Annotated in this window: 14 protein-coding genes; 4 read left to right on the top strand and 10 right to left on the bottom strand. The window is 67.4% G+C overall.

The genetic code is table 11. The features are described 5' to 3' along the window. Positions 1 to 51: 51 nt before the first annotated feature. The 4 genes from JOD60_RS00655 to JOD60_RS00640 all read right to left on the bottom strand — a co-directional run bounded on the left by JOD60_RS00655 (position 52) and on the right by JOD60_RS00640 (position 5024). Positions 52 to 2046 (bottom strand): acetoacetate--CoA ligase, encoded by a 1995-nt coding sequence (locus tag JOD60_RS00655; protein ID WP_076691781.1) that lies wholly within the window; start codon positions 2044 to 2046, stop codon positions 52 to 54. Beyond that, positions 2043 to 2648 (bottom strand): cupin domain-containing protein, encoded by a 606-nt coding sequence (locus tag JOD60_RS17085; protein ID WP_076691780.1) that lies wholly within the window; start codon positions 2646 to 2648, stop codon positions 2043 to 2045. The genes JOD60_RS00655 and JOD60_RS17085 overlap by 4 nt, the downstream gene beginning before the upstream one ends. A 3-nt stretch (positions 2649 to 2651) precedes the next feature. Further along, positions 2652 to 3659 (bottom strand): fumarylacetoacetate hydrolase family protein, encoded by a 1008-nt coding sequence (locus JOD60_RS00645; RefSeq protein ID WP_076691779.1) that lies wholly within the window; start codon positions 3657 to 3659, stop codon positions 2652 to 2654. A 105-nt stretch (positions 3660 to 3764) separates the two neighbouring features. Beyond that, complete coding sequence (locus tag JOD60_RS00640) at positions 3765 to 5024, bottom strand: substrate-binding domain-containing protein (protein ID WP_076691778.1); 1260 nt, start codon at positions 5022 to 5024, stop codon at positions 3765 to 3767. A 124-nt stretch (positions 5025 to 5148) separates the two neighbouring features. Here JOD60_RS00640 and JOD60_RS00635 point away from each other — a divergent pair, with 124 nt between their 5' ends. From JOD60_RS00635 to JOD60_RS00625, 3 genes are read left to right on the top strand one after another with little or no spacing between them, the layout of a single operon-like run. Then, the gene (locus tag JOD60_RS00635) at positions 5149 to 6654 is read left to right on the top strand and encodes a sugar ABC transporter ATP-binding protein (RefSeq protein ID WP_076691777.1); all 1506 of its coding nucleotides are present in this window, start codon (positions 5149 to 5151) and stop codon (positions 6652 to 6654) included. Beyond that, a complete protein-coding gene (locus tag JOD60_RS00630; RefSeq protein WP_076691776.1) occupies positions 6651 to 7610 on the top strand; it encodes an ABC transporter permease in 960 nt (319 codons plus the stop codon). Before JOD60_RS00635 ends, JOD60_RS00630 begins: the two co-directional genes overlap by 4 nt. Further along, positions 7607 to 8638 (top strand): ABC transporter permease, encoded by a 1032-nt coding sequence (locus JOD60_RS00625; RefSeq protein ID WP_076691775.1) that lies wholly within the window; start codon positions 7607 to 7609, stop codon positions 8636 to 8638. Before JOD60_RS00630 ends, JOD60_RS00625 begins: the two co-directional genes overlap by 4 nt. A 45-nt stretch (positions 8639 to 8683) precedes the next feature. On the opposite strand, the gene JOD60_RS00620 is transcribed toward JOD60_RS00625, so the two are convergent. From JOD60_RS00620 to JOD60_RS00610, 3 genes are all read right to left on the bottom strand, one after another. Continuing rightward, positions 8684 to 9391 (bottom strand): EthD domain-containing protein, encoded by a 708-nt coding sequence (locus tag JOD60_RS00620; RefSeq protein ID WP_076691774.1) that lies wholly within the window; start codon positions 9389 to 9391, stop codon positions 8684 to 8686. A gap of 11 nt (positions 9392 to 9402) precedes the next feature. Next, a complete protein-coding gene (locus JOD60_RS00615; RefSeq protein ID WP_076691773.1) occupies positions 9403 to 10692 on the bottom strand; it encodes an oxidoreductase in 1290 nt (429 codons plus the stop codon). A 74-nt stretch (positions 10693 to 10766) separates the two neighbouring features. Further along, positions 10767 to 11585, bottom strand: a complete 819-nt coding sequence (locus JOD60_RS00610) for an SDR family NAD(P)-dependent oxidoreductase (protein ID WP_204981583.1) — start codon at positions 11583 to 11585, stop codon at positions 10767 to 10769. A gap of 160 nt (positions 11586 to 11745) precedes the next feature. On the opposite strand from JOD60_RS00610, the gene JOD60_RS00605 reads away from it, so the two are divergent. Continuing rightward, complete coding sequence (locus JOD60_RS00605; RefSeq protein ID WP_076692286.1) at positions 11746 to 13356, top strand: FAD-binding oxidoreductase; 1611 nt, start codon at positions 11746 to 11748, stop codon at positions 13354 to 13356. A 43-nt stretch (positions 13357 to 13399) separates the two neighbouring features. Here the strand turns inward: JOD60_RS00605 and JOD60_RS00600 are convergent, their stop codons facing one another. From JOD60_RS00600 to JOD60_RS00590, 3 genes are read right to left on the bottom strand one after another with little or no spacing between them, the layout of a single operon-like run. Next, positions 13400 to 14359, bottom strand: coding sequence for a helix-turn-helix domain-containing protein (locus tag JOD60_RS00600; protein WP_076691771.1), 960 nt, complete (start codon positions 14357 to 14359; stop codon positions 13400 to 13402). Positions 14360 to 14367: 8 nt separating this feature from the next. Next, entirely contained in the window at positions 14368 to 15216 is an 849-nt protein-coding gene (locus JOD60_RS00595; protein ID WP_076691770.1) for an ABC transporter substrate-binding protein, read from the bottom strand. Further along, the gene (locus JOD60_RS00590; RefSeq protein WP_076691769.1) at positions 15213 to 16217 is read right to left on the bottom strand and encodes a fumarylacetoacetate hydrolase family protein; all 1005 of its coding nucleotides are present in this window, start codon (positions 16215 to 16217) and stop codon (positions 15213 to 15215) included. Before JOD60_RS00590 ends, JOD60_RS00595 begins: the two co-directional genes overlap by 4 nt. Between the last annotated feature and the right edge of the window lie 5 nt (positions 16218 to 16222).

Raw genomic sequence — 16222 nt, 5'->3', positions numbered from 1 at the left:
GTTGACTCTAGATCTTGTGAATCGATACGAAACGTACACTTTGCGTGTGTCTCATCCGGCGGCATCCGCATAGCCGCGCATTGCACTGAAGCGGTCTCTCGCGAACTGCGCGTAGGTCTGCAGCAGCGCGGGATCATCGACGGCGCCGAGATCCGCGACCGTCTCCAGCGCTGCCCCCTGGAGCATGCGCTTGACGGGCACCTCGAGCTTCTTGCCGGTTCTCGTATGGGGGATGCCGGCCATCACGACGATGTCGTCGGGCAGGTAGCGGGCCGACAGGCTCGTCCGGATCGCGGACTCGATTGCCGCGCGCGCATCGTCGGCATCGGCTCCAGGGGCGAGCGTGACGAAGAGCGGCATGTAGTAGTCCGTCCCCAGTTCGGCGCCGACCACCATGGCCTCCGCGACCTGGGGGAGTGCCTCGACCGCGGTGTAGATGTCGGCGGAACCGAGCCGGATCCCGTTGCGATTGAGCGTCGAATCCGAGCGCCCGTGGATGAGGATGCCGCGACGGCCGAACTCGATGAAGTCGCCATGGCGCCATACCCCCGGGAACGTCTCGAAGTAGCTCGACCGGTATCGTTCCCCGTGGTCGTCGCCCCAGAAGAAGAGCGGCATCGAGGGAATGGCGTCGGTGACGACGAGTTCTCCGCGGCCCAGCGTTGGATCGCCATCGTCATTCCATGACTCGACCCGGACACCCAGTGCCGGGCACTGGATGTAGCCGACGCGCACGGGCAGAGTCGGCACTCCACCCACGAAGATGGATGCGATGTCGGTCCCCCCGCTCTGCGAGGTGAGCCAGACATCGCCGACTCCGCGGTAGACCCATCGGAACCCGTCTGCGGACAGCGGCGAGCCGGTGACGGTGATGGTCCGCAGGGCGCTGAGATCATGAGCCCGACCGGGTTCGAGCTCGGCCTTCGCGCATGCGTGAACGAAGCCCGCGCCCACGCCCAGGACGGCGACGCGCTCCTCGGCGGCAATCCGCCAGACGCGGTCGAGCGACGGGAACGTGGGGTTGCCGTCGATCAGCACCGCGGTCGCTCCGACACCGAGAGCGGCGACCAGGCCGTTCCAGACGACCCAGCTGGTCGAGGCGACCGTCACGACGCGATCGCCGGCGCGGATGTCGTCATGGATGCTGCACAGCTTGAGCTGTTCCAGCAGAGCACCTCCGTGTCCGTGCACGATGCCCTTCGGCATCCCCGTCGTTCCCGAGGAGAACAGCACCCAGAGGGGGTGGCTGAACTCGACATCCGTGAACTCCAGGCGACTGGGAGTGGCGGTTGCCCACGACCAGTCCACCGACGGTACATCCAGAGGAATCGGCTTCGCGTCCGTGTGCGCTGTCACCCACACCACGGTCTGGACCGTGGGAAGAGCGGCGAAGACCTGCGCAAGCTCGGCACCGCGGTCTCGATCCTTGCCTCCGAGGCGATAGCCGGGAGCGGCGATGACGACCTTCGGCTCGAGCTGGCCGAACCGGGAGATGATCGCGCCCGACCCGAATTCGGGTGCGCACACGGACCAGATCGCACCTACGGATGCCGTGGCGAGCAAGGCGACGACCGCTTCGCTGATGTTCGGGAGGATGGCCGCCACGCGATCGCCGTCCTCGACGCCGACCGATCGGAGATAGGCCGCGAAGGCACCCACCTGGGCGCGAAGTTCGGCGAAGGAGAACTCGCCCCGGGCACCGTCCTCGGCGAGGGTGATGAGGGCGACCCCGTCGTGGCCCTCCAGAAGGTGCCGTGCATAGTTCAGCGTGCGTCCGGGGAACCACTGCGTGTGCGGCATGGGGGAGGCAGTGCGAACCGCTCCAGGAGTGCCTCCGAGCCTCACCCCGCAGTACTCCGCCCACAGCGACCAGAACTTCTCCGGCTCATCGACGGACCACTGCCACAAGCCGTCGTATCCATCCTCGGGGTGCACTCCATGACGGCGGACGAAGTCCGAGAACCGCGCGATGTTGGTGGCCGGTTCGAGGTCTGAAGCGAGGTTCCAGATGACCTCGCCTTCGACGGCATCCGGGTCGACGATCATCGCGACGTCCGCAGGGCGAGGTTGCGGCGCTGCTGCGCGATCTCATCGGCCGACATCGGCTCCGTGCCGATGAGGACGAACGCGACACGGGCCACGCGGTCGGTGCGGTTCGACCAGGCGTGGCTGGTCGCCCGCTGGATAGCGACGTCGCCCGCCCTGAGCGTCGCCTCTCCGTCGTCAACGAGAAGCGTGATCTCGCCTTCCAGGACGATGGCGTAGTCGAGGGAGTCCGTGCGGTGGAACCAGAAGTGCTTGCCGTCGGAGTGCTTGGCGCCGTCCGCAGCCTCGGCTCGGCCATCGATCTCGTCGAAGATCGCATCCTTCGCGCCCTCGGGGTACGCGGAGTCGGGGGGGAATTCCGCGATGCGGAACACCGTCTCGCCGGCGCGGGGGAAGGTCGGCACCGGGGATCCCTCACCAACCGGATCGTCGTCGGTGACATGGTCGATCGGATGTCCACTGAGCCAGGGCACGGCCGCACCGAACCCGGGGATTGTCGGTGAGGAGAAGGTGTTTGGTGCGGTGTCGTCGATGAGGATGACGGCGTGCCCGCGGTCATCATGACCGGTGACGACACGGCGGATCTGGGGCCCGTGGGTCACGTGCTACGCCTCCTCGAACGGGAAGGGCTGAGGTTCCGGCCACCAGGTCGGCGTCTCCTTCTCTGCGGCGATCGGGGAGCGCAGGACGCCGACCCGTTCGAGCTCGAGTTCGAGGACGTCGCCGGGCTGGAGGAACCTCTGCAACTCGGCTCCAGCGCCGAACGCCATCGTTCCAGAGCCGATGAGGTCGCCCGGCTGCAGTCCGTCGAACTGTGACACGTAGGAGACGGTTTCCTCCGGCGTCCAGATGAAGTCCTCGACGCGAGTGTTCGACCACACCTCGCCGTTCACCCGTACCTGGCCTTCGAGACCGATCACCGTGGGGATTTCGTCCAGAGTCACGATCCAGGGCCCGATACCGTAGGCGAAGTCCTTGGAGTGCTGGGCACCCATGCCGATGGGGCTCTCCTGCACCTGCACATCACGCAGGCTCCAGTCGTTGAAGATCGTGATGCCGAAGACGTGGTCGAATGCGTTGTCGGGGGTGACGTTGCGGCCGGGCTTGCCGATGATGTACCCGATCTCGAGCTCGTAGTCGAGCTTCTCGGTGATGCTCGGGTAGGGGATGGTCTCGTTCGTGCCGTACAGCGTCGCGGTCGATCCTTTGAAGAATCCCGGGCGCTCGTACACGGCCCGGCTGGGCAGGGTCTTCATCACGTTGCCGAAGAAGTTCTTGATGTGGCCGTTGAAGGTCAGGCTGTCACGGAGGACCGGAGGCTTGATCGCCGCGCGGAATTGCGCTTGCTCGAGGGGGATCGATGCGTCGTCTGCGGCATTCAGCGCCCGATGAGCGGCGTCGAGGAAGAAGTCCCCGGTGGAGATTCCCATCGTGAGATCGCGGAACGTCGCGTGTGCGAGGTGTCGTGAGCCCTCGACGGTGGCCCCGCCTTTCTGCAGTGCGAGCGCATACGCGCGCTTGAGGTCGATCACGCGCCCGTTCTCGGGTTCTGCAGCGATGACTCGCAGCTCTTCGCCGTCTGGGCCGTTGACTGCGATGCGTCCGAGCTTCATTGGGGGCCTTTCCTTCAGTGCGATCAGGTGAGTGCGATGTGGCTTTGGTGGGCGCGGGGTCAGGTGCGGAGCCGCTTGGCGAGCCCGCACCTGACCCTGTGCCGCTTACTCGGGCGACTGCGGGCCGAGTTCGGGGCTGTTGAAGAACTCGGCGATCTGCTCGTCGGTGAAGTAGACGCCGTCCGGCGCGAGGTCGGTGCCGTCTTCGGGAACCCACGAGGGATCGACGATCGACGACAAGTCGTCCGCGGTGACGAGGTACGGCTCCCACACGATGTGGTTCAGCTTCGGGCCGGCGCCGGAAAGCACCTTGACGCCGATCTGCGCCGCGGACTGCGCCATGGGAACCGCAGGTGTCGACGTACCGACGTAGGGGTAGGCGGGGTCAGCCGCAGCCCAAGCCGCGAATCCCTGCGAGGCGCCGATGTCGGCGATGGGCGGTACGGGGATGCCGGACTGCTCGAACGCATCGCGGATCGCCCAGCCCATCGTCCCGGCCTGGAGGACGGCATCGACTCCGGCGGGGTTGGTGGCCAGGTACTGGACGACGGCCTGCTGCGCGACCGGCGGCTGGAACATGCCCTGCGCCTGTCCGGCGACGGTCACATCCGGGCACAGGGCGAGAGCCTTCTCGGTGCCGTCCTCCCAGGCGATCTCGTTCGAAATCCCCGGGATGCCGGTGACCTCGAGGATGCTGCCCTCGCCGCCGATGTTCTGGAGCGTGTAGGCCGCGCCGACCATGGCCTGGAGATTGGCGTTGTACGTGACACTGATCGCGTACGGGCTGTCGATCTGCGACACCATCGAAATCACCGGGATGCCGGCATCGTGGGCCTGTGAGACGAGATCGAGAGCTGCCTCAGGTGCGGCGGCGTTGAAGAAGATGATGTCGGGCTTGAGCGAGAGTGCCTGGCCGAACTGCTGCAGCTGCCCGGGCACGTCGGTTGGGTCGTTGGGCGCGACATTGAGCACGACGTCGACCCCGTACGCCTCGAGGGAGTCAGCGAGCGCACCCTGGTAGGCGGCGATGAACGGAGCGGCAGGTGCCTGCCCGACGATCGCCGCAGTGAAGCCCTCGGTCTTGTCGGGCTTCCAGTCGGACCACGCCGACTCCTGGATCTCATAGGGGTAGGCGTTGTACCCGGTTTGGACGTCACTGCTGAATCCCGACAAGAGGTCTCCCGGATCGATTGCACCGATCTGGGGCACCGACCCGCACCCGTCGGCTGCGGGGGTCTGGCCCGCGTCGGGGGTGTTGTCGGGCGTGCTCGACGTCGCCGAGCAGCCCGCGAGGCTGAGAGCTCCGACGGCCGCCAAGGCCGTTGCTGCGACCCTGATCCGGCGGAAGCGAGTGGACTTCACCATGATTGCTACTCCTCTTTGAGCTCGCGCGAAGTTGCGCGACTACAGACTAGACACATTCGATACGATACGTCTAGTTTGGAATAACCAACGCAGATCTGCGCACGACTCAATGAGGAGCGACGGCATGTCCGAACCCGGGGAGGGCCTCCGGCTGGCCAACGTCAGCAAGCGCTTCGGGGCGACCCGAGCGCTCGTCGACGCGTATCTGCACATCCAGCCGGGCGAGGTGCACACGCTTCTGGGCGAGAACGGCTCGGGCAAGTCGACGCTCGTCAAGATCATCGGCGGTGTGCACCGACCCGACGACGGGGAGTTCACCCTCGACACCGCGGTGGTCGAGCCGCGTGGTCCCCGCCACATGAACACGCTCGGCATCGCCGTGGTCTTCCAAGAGGTGCTCACTGCGGCCAGCCAGTCGGTGCTGGACAACATCTGGCTGGGCTCGGACGGGCTCTTCGCTCGAAACCTCAGCAGGTCGAAGCAGCGCCAGATCGCCGCTGAGACCCTCGGGCGGCTCGTCGACGGCATCGACCTGGATTCCGCCGCCGGGCAGCTGTCGCTCTCGGATCGGCAAGCCGTCTGCATCGTCCGTGCTCTCGTGCGCGAGCCGCGCACTCTGATCCTCGACGAGTCGACCGCCGCCCTCGATGTCCGGACGCGCGATCGACTGTTCGCCGAGATGCGCCGCCTCACAGCTGCGGGTGTCGGCATCCTCTTCATCTCCCACCGCATGGACGAGGTGCAGGAGATATCCGATCGGGTGACCGTGCTGCGCTCCGGCCGCACGATATCCAGCGTCGACCGTGCCGACCTTTCGATCGCGCAGCTCATTGCAGACATGACCGGCACCTCCGGCCACTTCGAGCGCTCGCAGCGAGATCATGCTCTCGGCGATACAACGCTGCGCGCGGGGAAGGTGCGACTGCGTGCCGATGCGGCGCCGATCGATTTCGAGCTGCGTTCCGGCGAGCTCGTCGGACTCGCCGGTCTCGAGGGACAGGGGCAGGATGCGTTCCTCAAGCGCCTGTCGGGGATCACCGGGGGCGCCGGGATGGTCACGCGCGTCCTCGGCCCCGACATCGATGTGCGTCAGGGCAACGGGGCCAAGCTCGGGGTGGCCTATCTGCCACGGGAGCGCCGGGGCGAGTCGCTGTTCGAGTCGATGTCGATCCGCGAGAACTTCGCGTTGCCGACGCTCCGCCAGGATCGGCGCGGCTTCTTCATCAACGCGAAGCGCATGCGCGAACGGTTCGGCGAGTACGTCTCGTCGCTGGGCATCCGCATCGGCAGCCAGGACAATCCGATCTCGAGCTTGTCGGGGGGCAGCCAGCAGAAGGTGCTCCTGGCGCGCTGGCTGGCCACCGACCCGAAGGTGCTGCTGCTCAATGACCCGACGCGCGGCGTCGACATCATGACCAAGCGCGAGATCTACGCGACGTTGGATCGGCTCTGCGCGAACGGCATGAGTGTCGTCATGCTCTCCAGCGAGGTGGAAGAACTCGTCGAACTCGTCGACAGGGTCCTCGTCTTCCGCGACCAAGAGGTCTTCGCCGAGATCCCGCGGGAGCGGCTGAGCACTGAGGCCGTCGTCGCCGCCTACTTCGGCCAGCGAGCGGAGAGTGCGGCATGAACCGGTTCCTTGATCTCCTGCGGCGTCACTCCTGGGCGTTCGCATTCGTGCTGGCGCTTGTGCTGCTTATCGCGAACCTGCTGGTGAGCCCGAACTTCCTGTCGCCGGCGCGACTGCCTGCGACTCTCGCCACACTGGCGCCCTTCGTTCTGGTCGGCTTCGCCTCGACGCCGTCGATCCTCTCCGGCGGGATCGACGTGTCGGTGGGTCCGCTCGCCACGTTCATCAACTGCCTGTTCATCGCAGTCCTCCTCCCCTCTGGATTGGGCGACTGGTACGCGGCCATCCCGATCCTCCTTCTCACCGCGGCGGGCATCGGCGCGGTGACCGGAGTGCTCGTGGGCGTCGTCCGGCTGCATCCCGTCGTCGCATCGACCGGTGTGCTCTTCGTGCTCATCGGACTGTCGATCACGATCTCGAAGTCACCGGTATCGGCGACGCCTAACTGGACCGACCCCCTCGCACAGGCCTTCGGCTGGTTCCCCGGAGCGATCGTCACGATCGGCGTCGTCGCGATCGCGTGGTTCTTCCTCAAGCGCACGGCATTCGTCGCGAACCTGCTCGCAACGGGGGAGAGCGACGTGTCGGCGTACGGCTCCGGCGTGAACGTCACCGCTGTGCGGATCCTCGCCTACGCGCTGGGCGGGCTCTTCGCCGGCGTCGCAGGCATCGCGCTCTCGGCCCTCCTGCAGTCTTCGCAATCATCGCTCGCGACAACCTATGCGCTCCTCGGCCTCGCCGCCGCGGTGCTGGGCGGCACCGCGCTCGGCGGCGGAAAGGGTGGCTTGCTCGGCACGTTCTTCGGCGCCCTCGTCATCTTCCTGCTGCAGCAGCTGCTCACCGCGGCCGGCGTGCAGCCCAGCCTGATCCAGTTCGCCTATGGCCTCGCCCTCGTTGTCGGCGTGCTCGTCGGAGCGACGCTGCTGAGTTCTCGCCGTGTAAGGAGCCGTGCATGACCGAGCCGACCACGGGTGTCACCCGTACACTCACGCTGCCCCAGCCCGGCCCTTCCGGCTGGCCGAAGTTCCGCGCCTGGGCGCTGCGCACGCCGTTCGTCCAGGTCGTGGTGCTGGTCGCGCTCTCGGCCCTCCTCGTCGCGACCATCCCCGCTTTCCTCGTGCGACCCCAGGCGGCGATCGCCGTGATCACGATCGCCGCGCTGCTGGCGCTCGCCTCGATGGGTCAGACCCTCGTCGTGATCATCGGCGGCCTTGACCTCGCCGTCGCCGGATACATCACGTTCGGCGCTATGATCGCCTCCAACGCGACCAGTCGCCTCGGCTGGCCGGTCCCCTTCGCCTTCCTTGTGGTCATGCTCGTGTGCGGAGCGGTCGGGGCGAGCGTCGGCTGGCTCTGCCATCGCTTCCGCATCCAGCCGCTCGTGATGACGCTCGGCGTGGGGGCGATGCTCACCGGCGGGTCGATGTTCCTCGCCAGCGGCGACTACAACGGGCAGCCACCCGCCGAGCTGCGCGCGCTCGCCCAGCTCAACGGCACGACGTTCGGTCTGCCGTTCCCGCCGGTCATCGCGATCGTCGCGGTGCTCGGCGCAGCGCTGTGGCTCTTCCTGGCCAAGACCGCCTCGGGCCGCAGACTCTACGCCACGGGTGTGAACCCCGTCGCGGCGAACTTCGCGCGCGTCAAGACCTCCGTGGTGTGGACGTCGGTGTTCGCGGCATCCGGCGCGCTGGCCGGCCTCGCTGGTGTATTCATCGCTGCCTTCGGAGCGGGATGGTCCCAGGCGGTCGGCGACCCATATCTGTTCGCAGGGCTGGCAGCCGTCCTGGTCGGCGGCACTACGTTCGGCTCCGTGCACGGCGGATTCACCCGCACCGCACTGGGCGCACTCATCCTCACCGTGCTGTCGACGCTCATCGTGAGCCGTGGGCTCTCCGAGGCGCAGGGCAGGATCGTCTACGGCATCATCATCCTGGCCGTCGTCGCACTGTACGGCCGCGAGCGCCACGTGCGGGACCGGTTCTGAGAAGACCGAACCACGGCCAGCGAGCCCTGCTCAGAAGGGCGCGGATCAGGCCAGCGAGATCTCGCGGGTGAGCAGCGCGGCTGATGCCGCCGGGTTCGTGAACCGCAGCTCATCGGGTGCAAGTGTCGAGCGGTAGTAATCGCTTCCGAACTCGGCGCTGAGGGCGTCGAGCGAGGCGAAAGTGATCGCGCCCACCCCGTCGTAGAGCCCGCGCGCGAGGCGAGAGGTCGCGGATGCCGGGGCCGGAGTGTCTTCGAGACGCAGTAGCCGCTCTTTCGTGTGCGGGCCCCCGAGGGCCAGCCGCGAATGCTCGCCGGTCCAGTGTTCGGCGAACTCCTGGAATCGCAAGCGGCGCGCCGCCACCGGCAGGATCAGGACCTTGACCGCGCTCGCGGGGATCGGCTGGTCGCTCTGCCAGATGACTTGCGGGATGCCGCCGATTCCGGTCGGGCGTGCAGCCAGGAGCTCGCGCCTGCGCTGAAGCCAGGCGTCGAACATCGGCGAGACGACCCAGTCGGCCGCGCTGTTCTTCTTGTCCCACCAGGTCTCCACGGCAGCATCGAACGGAGCGGTAGGTGCGTTCGCGATGGGCGAGGCTCCTGCAAGAGGTGCGTCGAACGCGTAGCGCAGCATCCCCGCCGACGAGGCAGGGTATTCGCGTTCGAGCTGCGCCCACGCGTCGGTGAACGCAGCGGGAGAGAGATCGCCGCCAGACTTCACGAGGATGACGAGCTTGTAGCCTGCATCCGCCATGACGGGACCTCCTAATGCTTCGGCTTCGGGGCCGCCTTGGCCGCCTTGTCGGCGATCGCCATCAAGAATGCGTTGCCCGCGGCCCAGACGAACATGTTCTGGAGCGGAGTGGCCCGTTTCGCCTCGGGGTCTTCGTGGCCCATCTCGGGGTTCTTGTGGCACGCCACCGGGATATTCGTCATCAGGCGTCGCAGGCAGGAGTTCGCGTGATCGCACCAGACGATCTCGGCCTCGCGCCCTCCGATGACCTTCTTCGCGTAATCGGGATCTGCCAGTAGTTGCCGGGCCAGCATTGTGGCGTCGGCGTGGCCGGCGGTGATCGCGTCCGCCGCCTGCTGAGGATCGGGCGTGCTGGACAGGAAGAGCGGGATGCCGCCCACCGCGGCCCGGAACGCCTGCGGCTCGCCGTGCGCCAGCATGTTGCCGGACTGCGACGGCACGTTCTGGCCCATCGATTCGTAATTGCCCTCGGTGAGCGAGATGAAATCCACACCTGCCGTGACGATGTGTCGGGCGACCTCGGCGAACCCGTCGGCGCCCTGCCCGCTGGGGAGGTGGTCGTTGACGCTCATGCGGATGCCGACCGGGTAGTCGGGGCCGACCTCGGCGCGTACGGCCGCGACAGCATCGCGGAGGGCGCGTGCGCGGTTCTCAGCGCTTCCGCCGTACTCATCGGTGCGCTGGTTGGCGAGGGGCGAGAGGAACGACGAGTAGAAGTAGCACATGTGCGCGCCGATCTCGACGCCGTCGAAGCCGGCTGCCTTCGCGCGGCGCGCGGCGGAGACCACGTCGGCTTCGACCGCCTTGATATCTGCCGCTGTCGCTGCGTCCGGCGGCGGGGTGACGCGGCCGCCTGGCACGTACACGTGGTCGGGAAAGCCCGTCGCCCCCATCACCACGGGCTTCGCGCTCGCCGCGATGGGATGGGCTCCGTTTCGCGGCACGCCCATTCGGCCGAAGCTCGGGAAGAGCTGTGCGAAGATCGCCGCACCCTCTTCCTGCACCGCGACGACCATGCGAGCGAGGTCGGGAACGAATTCGTCCTTGTCGAATCGGATGTTCGGGAAGAAGGGCGACTCGTTCCATGCGCGCTCGCTCGCCACCGCTCCACCGACGAACACCAGGCCGACGCCCCCCTCGGCGCGTCGTCGGAGGAACGCGATGGACTGGTTGCTCGGTCGTCCGTCGTCGGTCGGTCGCAGGACCGCCATCGGGCCGAGGACGATGCGGTTTTTGATCTCCAGCGAGTTGATTCGCAGGGGCGATCCGAGTACCGCACTCGCACTGGTTTCGGTCTTCATGGACGAACCCTCCTTTGGGTTACTTCGCATTCTAAATATGCGCTACGCACCGTATCGAACAAGAGGTGCGGCGACTACATCATCGAGCTGGCGCCACCGTCGACGTTCAGGTTCACGCCGGTCACCCATTTCGCCTCGTCGGAGGCCAGATAGAGACCGGCGTACGCCACGGCCAGCGGGTCGCCCGGTCGGCCGTCGATCGTGCGCTCGATCACCGGCGTGACCGGTGCGCGGTCGCCGAGCTCCTCGAGCATCGCGAGGACCGGGGGTGTCGCCATGACTCCGGGACTCACGCAATTGATCCGCACTCCGACAGCCACGCCCTCGGCAGCGAGCTGTCGCGTCAGGGCGATCACGGCACCCTTCGCCGCTGCGTGCGCCGCCTGCGGCAGGGAACGCACGCCCTGGATCCCGGCGCCCGAGCCGATATTGACGATCGCTCCGCCGGTCGCCGCGAGGTGGGCCCACGCGACCTGTGACGCGAGCCAGACGAGGTCGAGCTCATTGCGGAGAGTGAACCGGTAGTCCTCGTCGCTCATCTGCCCGAACGGCGCGAAGCGGGGCAGGCTCGCATTGTTGTAGAGGACGTCGATCCGCCCATGCCGCTGCACCGCGTCGCCGATCCAGTGCTCGATCGCCGGGCGGCTGCCCAGATCGACCGGCGCGGTCCAGTCGATCGCGTTGCCCTCCGCCTCGACCATGCGAGCCGTCTCCGCCGCGCTCGCGGCGTCGAGGTCGCAGCCCACCACGACAGCGCCCTCGGCGGCGAACAAGCGCGCGGTCACGCGCCCCATCCCGCCGCCGATTCCCGTCAGCAGGACGACTTTGCCCTCCAGGCGACCTTCAGCCATGACGTGTACTCCGCTCACCTCGTCGTGTCTCTGAGCCGTCATGCAACCACTCCTGGCCAGGCATTCGGCAGTGTCGTCGCGCGGTGGTGCAGTTCGTGCACAGTTCTGTGCCGTGACTGCACGGTCGAGCCCGAAACCACCAGCTGCGGCGAAGGCTGAGCACACATCCCGCATCCAGACCACATCGAAGGAGATGATGACCATGAGCGACACCACTGCGGCCACCCGGCCGCTCCCGCCCGGCGTCCAGGAAGCTGAGCTCGACGACGCGCTTGCGGCGTTCGCCGAGGCGATCGGCGCTGACAAGGTCGCCACCGACGCCGAATCTCTGCAGGACTTCCAGGACCCGTTCCAGGTGCCCGGCGACGCCACCAACCTGCCGTCGGCAGTCGTCAGCCCCACCAGCGTCGAGGACGTGCAGGCGGTCGTCCGCATCGCCAACCAGTTCCGCATCCCGCTGTGGCCTATCAGCCGTGGTAAGAACAACGGCTACGGCGGCGCCGCACCGCAGGTGCGGGGCTCGGTCATGCTGTCATTCCGCAACATGAACAAGGTCCTCGAGATCAACGAGGAGCTCGGCTACGCCATCGTCGAACCGGGCGTAAGCTGGTTCGATCTGCACGACGCGATCGAGGCCGGAGGTCATGACCTGGTCGCCTCGATCGTCGACATCGGCTGGGGCGGCGTCGTCTCCAACACGCTCGAACACGGCCTCACCTACATGCCGTACTCCATCGACCAGGCCGCGCACTGCGGGTTCGAGGTGGTGCTGCCCGATGGTGACCTGATGCGCACCGGCTCCGGCGCCATGGACGACAACCCCACCTGGCCGCTGTACAAGCGCGGTCTGGGCCCGACGTCCACCGAGATGTTCATGCAGTCCAACTTCGGCATCGTCACAAAGATGGGCTACTGGCTCATGCCGAAGCCCGAGGTCTACATGCCGCTCTGGCTGCGGCTGTGGGACGACGCGCAGATGCCGGCCGTGGTCGACGCGCTGCGCGAGCTGATGCTTGCCGGAACGATCGACATGCGCCCTCAGCTGTCGAACACACTGTGCATCGCGTCCATGCTCACCGCTCGCTCCGACTGGTACGACGGAGAGGGCCCCGTGCCCGACGCAATCATCGAGACCATCGGCAAGGAACTCGGCATCGGACGCTGGATGATGCGATTCGCGCTGTACGGCGACGAAGCGATCGTCGATCATAATTTCGCGAAGCTGAAGGCGCGGTTCCTGCAGATCCCCGGTGTCGAGCTGTGGGGCGAGAAGCACGCGGCAGACGCCTGGGAGACGCTCCCGAACCCGCACGAGCGCGTGCAGATTGGCGTGCCGAGCCTCGATCTGTACAAGATGGCCGGCTGGTCGGGCGGCGAGGAAGGCGGTCACGTCGACTTCTCGCCGGTCATTCCGCTGACCTCTCAGCACGCGAAGGCGGCGCAGGACCTGCTCTCCTCGATGTGCGCCGAAGCGGGCCTGGACTACCTCGGCGGGATGCTGCCGATCAACGCGCGGGCGACGACCTTCATCAACGTCATCCCCTTCGACACGAAGAATCCGGCGCAGGTCGACAAGGCCTACAGCGTGGCCAAGCGCATGGTCGCTGAGGCAGGCAAGCGCGGCTACGGCGAGTACCGCGCCCACCTGTCCTTCATGGATCTCGCGGCAGACCAGTTCGGCTTCAACGACCACGCCCTCCGACGCTTCAACGAGACGATCAAGGACACACTCGACCCGAATGGCGTCATCGCCCCGGGCAAGTCCGGCATCTGGGGCACCCGGATGCGTCACGCCGGCTTCCCGCAGTCCTGATGCATGCGAGAGGCGTCCCGTCTGCTCAAGCCGGCGGGGCGCCTCAGGCGGACTGGCGCATGCCGCGGAGTTCCCGCGGCGCGCACCCGTACCGGTCGCGGAAGGCCCTGCTGAAACTCGCGGGGTTGCGGTACCCCCATCGCGCGGCCACGACGGCGATGGCGGTGCCGGGCGATTCACGCAGCTCGGCGGTGGCTCCCTCCAGCCTGCGATCGCGAATCCACTCGGACACGCCTGTGCCCGAGGCCGCGAACAGCTTGTGAACATATCGCGTCGACACGAAGTGGGCTCCCGCGAGCCGCTCCGGTCCGAGATCAGGCTCGTGGAGATGCTCGATCGCGTACCGCTGCATGCGGGCCAGGAGCGCACTCGACGGTGCAAGCGTCTCGGAGGGCGTCTCTTCCCCGAAGACATTGCGCAGCAGCGGCAGGATCATCTCCGCTGCGCCCTCGGACTCGATGCCGGAGAGCCCATCGCCCTCGACGGCCGTGCGGGCGATCCCGGCGAGGAACGGGGCGGCGAGACCGGCGAGTGACGCGCCCGCACGTGCGGGGCGCGTGGCGCTGCGGCGCGCGATGCTCTCCGCGCGCACCCCGATGAACCAGCGTGGGACGCTGAAGATGAGCACCTCGAATGCTTCCTGTCCCTCGAAGGTGGAGGGCTTCGAGGTGTCGTGACAGGCCATGTCTCCCGGGCGCAGCAGGCAACTGCGCTCGTCCTGCTCGAGGCGGACGCTTCCCCGCATGAGGAGGTAGAGCAGGATGCTCTCCGGGTCTGCGACGGCGATCATCTTCTGTGTGCGCACGACCCGGTGCGGGCGACCTTGGATCGCGCCCACGGCGATGGGGCCGACCGCGCCGGACACGAGGCGCGCGTCGAACGACGGGCTGGCACTCGTGTCGACCTGCATGGGGAAGAAGCGCTCGGCGATCCCGGTAGACCAGTAGTCCGGGCGATCCGAGGGCGCGACACGGCGGGTGTCGAGCGCGGTCAGGTGGGACATGTGACTCCTCATCGAGTCGGAAGACGTGACGCCGCCAGGCGCAGCGGTGCGGGGTCGTAAAGATCTTCGAGCCGGATGCCGGGCGGCATGAGCCCGAGATGGGACCGGATCTCGGCAAGCAGGGTCAGCCCGTCGGGATCGACTTCCAGCGTACGCGGGCGGGTCGCCCAGGTCGCCGCGGCTGCCGCGCCGAAGCCGGCGCGCTCGAGCAGTCCCTCGCCCTCGGCATGCGTCATTCGCTCCCCGGCGTCCACAGCCAGACCGAGCGCGTGCAGGTAGGCCGTGAGTTCGTCCGAGCCGATGAGCTCAGATGGCACCATGAGTCCCTGCCCGGGAAATGCGGGCAGCGTCTCGGCCACCGTCGCCAGCAGCGTCGCCCCCGCGTCCCGCGCCGCCGCATCGAACGGCGGCCCGAGCAGGGTGGCGGCCACATCGCCGGCGAGCAGCGAGTCGAGACGTTCTTTGACACCGCCGACCTCGATGTAGTCGACGGTGACGCCTTCGCGGCCGAGCAGGTACCGTGCCACGAGCGAGAAGCCATTGGTGGCGGCATCCACCGCGAACCGGCTTCCCCCGAGATCCGTGAGTCGATCCGCCGCGGGTCTCGCGTAGACGCCGAGCGGGGTGGTCGCCTCCACCTGCGCCACGAGCCGCAGGTCGGCTCCGGCGGCAGTCCACGCGTACAGGTTGTCGATGGAGGTGATCGCGATGTCGATGTCGCCCGCGAGCAGCCCAGTGAGCTGCGCGGGGCTCCCCGTGGTGCGGCTCGTTTCGAGGCCGATGCCGGCGAGTAGTCCGCACTCTCGCGCGACGATGAGCGGCACCGGCGGCACGAACTGGCTCTGTCGGAGGGTCATGGCCGGCCAGCCTGCCACGGGGGAAGCACGCCGCTCGGACTGCGCACGAGGTTGCGCTGGCCTCCGAGGCCCGAGATCGTCGACTCCACGAGGTCACCGCCTCGCAGGAATCGCTTCCAGTGCGAGCCGTTTCCCGCGGGTGACCCGGTGATGAGGATGTCGCCCGGCTGCAGGATCGCGACCGACGACGCGTAGCTCAGCAGAGCGGGCACGTCGAATGCGAGATCGTCGGTGGTGGCATCCTGCATCACCTGCCCGTTCAGCGTGAGTAGCATCTGGAACGCCGTCGGGTCGGGCAGGAACCGCGCGGGCACGAGCAACGGACCGGTGGGGAAGAATCCGGGCTGATTCTTGGCGCGGAACCAGTCCGTGCCGATCTTCGCCATGTCGTTGCGCGGCACGAGCGATCGGGCAGTCAGGTCGTTCACGATCGTGTAGCCGGCCACGTAGTCGAGGGCGTCGTCGACCGACACGCGGTGGGCCGTGCGGCCGATCACCACGCCGAGCTCGAGTTCCCAGTCGACGTCTGTCCCCACGTCGGGCAGCGGGATGTCGTCGTACGCACCCGAGACGGCCGAGGGGATACCGGTCCAGACGTACGGATCACCGGAGCGAACCCGCTCGTCGATTTCCGCCGCCGCTTCGTCTCGCAGCAGTTCGGGCGAGGCGCCGTCGGAGCCGAGGCCGTGAGCGACGCTCATCTGGATGATGTGCTCGCGGTAATTCGCGCCGGCGGCGATGACCTGGCCGACCGGCTGCACGGGGGGCAGCACGCGTGCGGCGACTGACGTCCGCAGTGCTTCGAAGGAGCCCAGAGGCTGCGCTCCGTCGACGATGTGCTCCGCAATCCGGTCCAGGTTCGCGTCCCACTCGGTGAACAGGTCACCGGTTCGATGGACCGCGGGCAGTACATCACGGATGTCGTAAACGTCGTCACCGGCGACGACGACGGGGATCTCGACTCCGTCTAGCTCGAGGGAGGCGATGGCGAAGGAATCCACAGGGG

It is taken from the genome of Microbacterium aurum (assembly GCF_016907815.1).
GTDB classification, from domain to species: domain Bacteria; phylum Actinomycetota; class Actinomycetes; order Actinomycetales; family Microbacteriaceae; genus Microbacterium; species Microbacterium aurum.
The sequence above is the reverse complement of the archived record's forward strand: the minus strand, read 5'-3'. Positions and strand labels throughout refer to the sequence as shown.

Excerpts from the sequence above, each read along its gene's own strand:
- JOD60_RS00640 (WP_076691778.1), bottom strand. The coding sequence starts at position 5,024 with ATGGTGAAGTCCACTCGCTTCCGCCGGATCAGGGTCGCAGCAACGGCC.
- JOD60_RS00635 (WP_076691777.1), top strand. The coding sequence starts at position 5,149 with ATGTCCGAACCCGGGGAGGGCCTCCGGCTGGCCAACGTCAGCAAGCGC.
- JOD60_RS00645 (WP_076691779.1), bottom strand. The coding sequence starts at position 3,659 with ATGAAGCTCGGACGCATCGCAGTCAACGGCCCAGACGGCGAAGAGCTG.
- JOD60_RS00615 (WP_076691773.1), bottom strand. The coding sequence starts at position 10,692 with ATGAAGACCGAAACCAGTGCGAGTGCGGTACTCGGATCGCCCCTGCGA.
- JOD60_RS00625 (WP_076691775.1), top strand. The coding sequence starts at position 7,607 with ATGACCGAGCCGACCACGGGTGTCACCCGTACACTCACGCTGCCCCAG.
- JOD60_RS00605 (WP_076692286.1), top strand. The coding sequence starts at position 11,746 with ATGAGCGACACCACTGCGGCCACCCGGCCGCTCCCGCCCGGCGTCCAG.
- JOD60_RS00620 (WP_076691774.1), bottom strand. The coding sequence starts at position 9,391 with ATGGCGGATGCAGGCTACAAGCTCGTCATCCTCGTGAAGTCTGGCGGC.
- JOD60_RS00630 (WP_076691776.1), top strand. The coding sequence starts at position 6,651 with ATGAACCGGTTCCTTGATCTCCTGCGGCGTCACTCCTGGGCGTTCGCA.
- JOD60_RS00655 (WP_076691781.1), bottom strand. The coding sequence starts at position 2,046 with ATGATCGTCGACCCGGATGCCGTCGAAGGCGAGGTCATCTGGAACCTC.
- JOD60_RS00600 (WP_076691771.1), bottom strand. The coding sequence starts at position 14,359 with ATGTCCCACCTGACCGCGCTCGACACCCGCCGTGTCGCGCCCTCGGAT.
- JOD60_RS00610 (WP_204981583.1), bottom strand. The coding sequence starts at position 11,585 with ATGACGGCTCAGAGACACGACGAGGTGAGCGGAGTACACGTCATGGCT.
- JOD60_RS00595 (WP_076691770.1), bottom strand. The coding sequence starts at position 15,216 with ATGACCCTCCGACAGAGCCAGTTCGTGCCGCCGGTGCCGCTCATCGTC.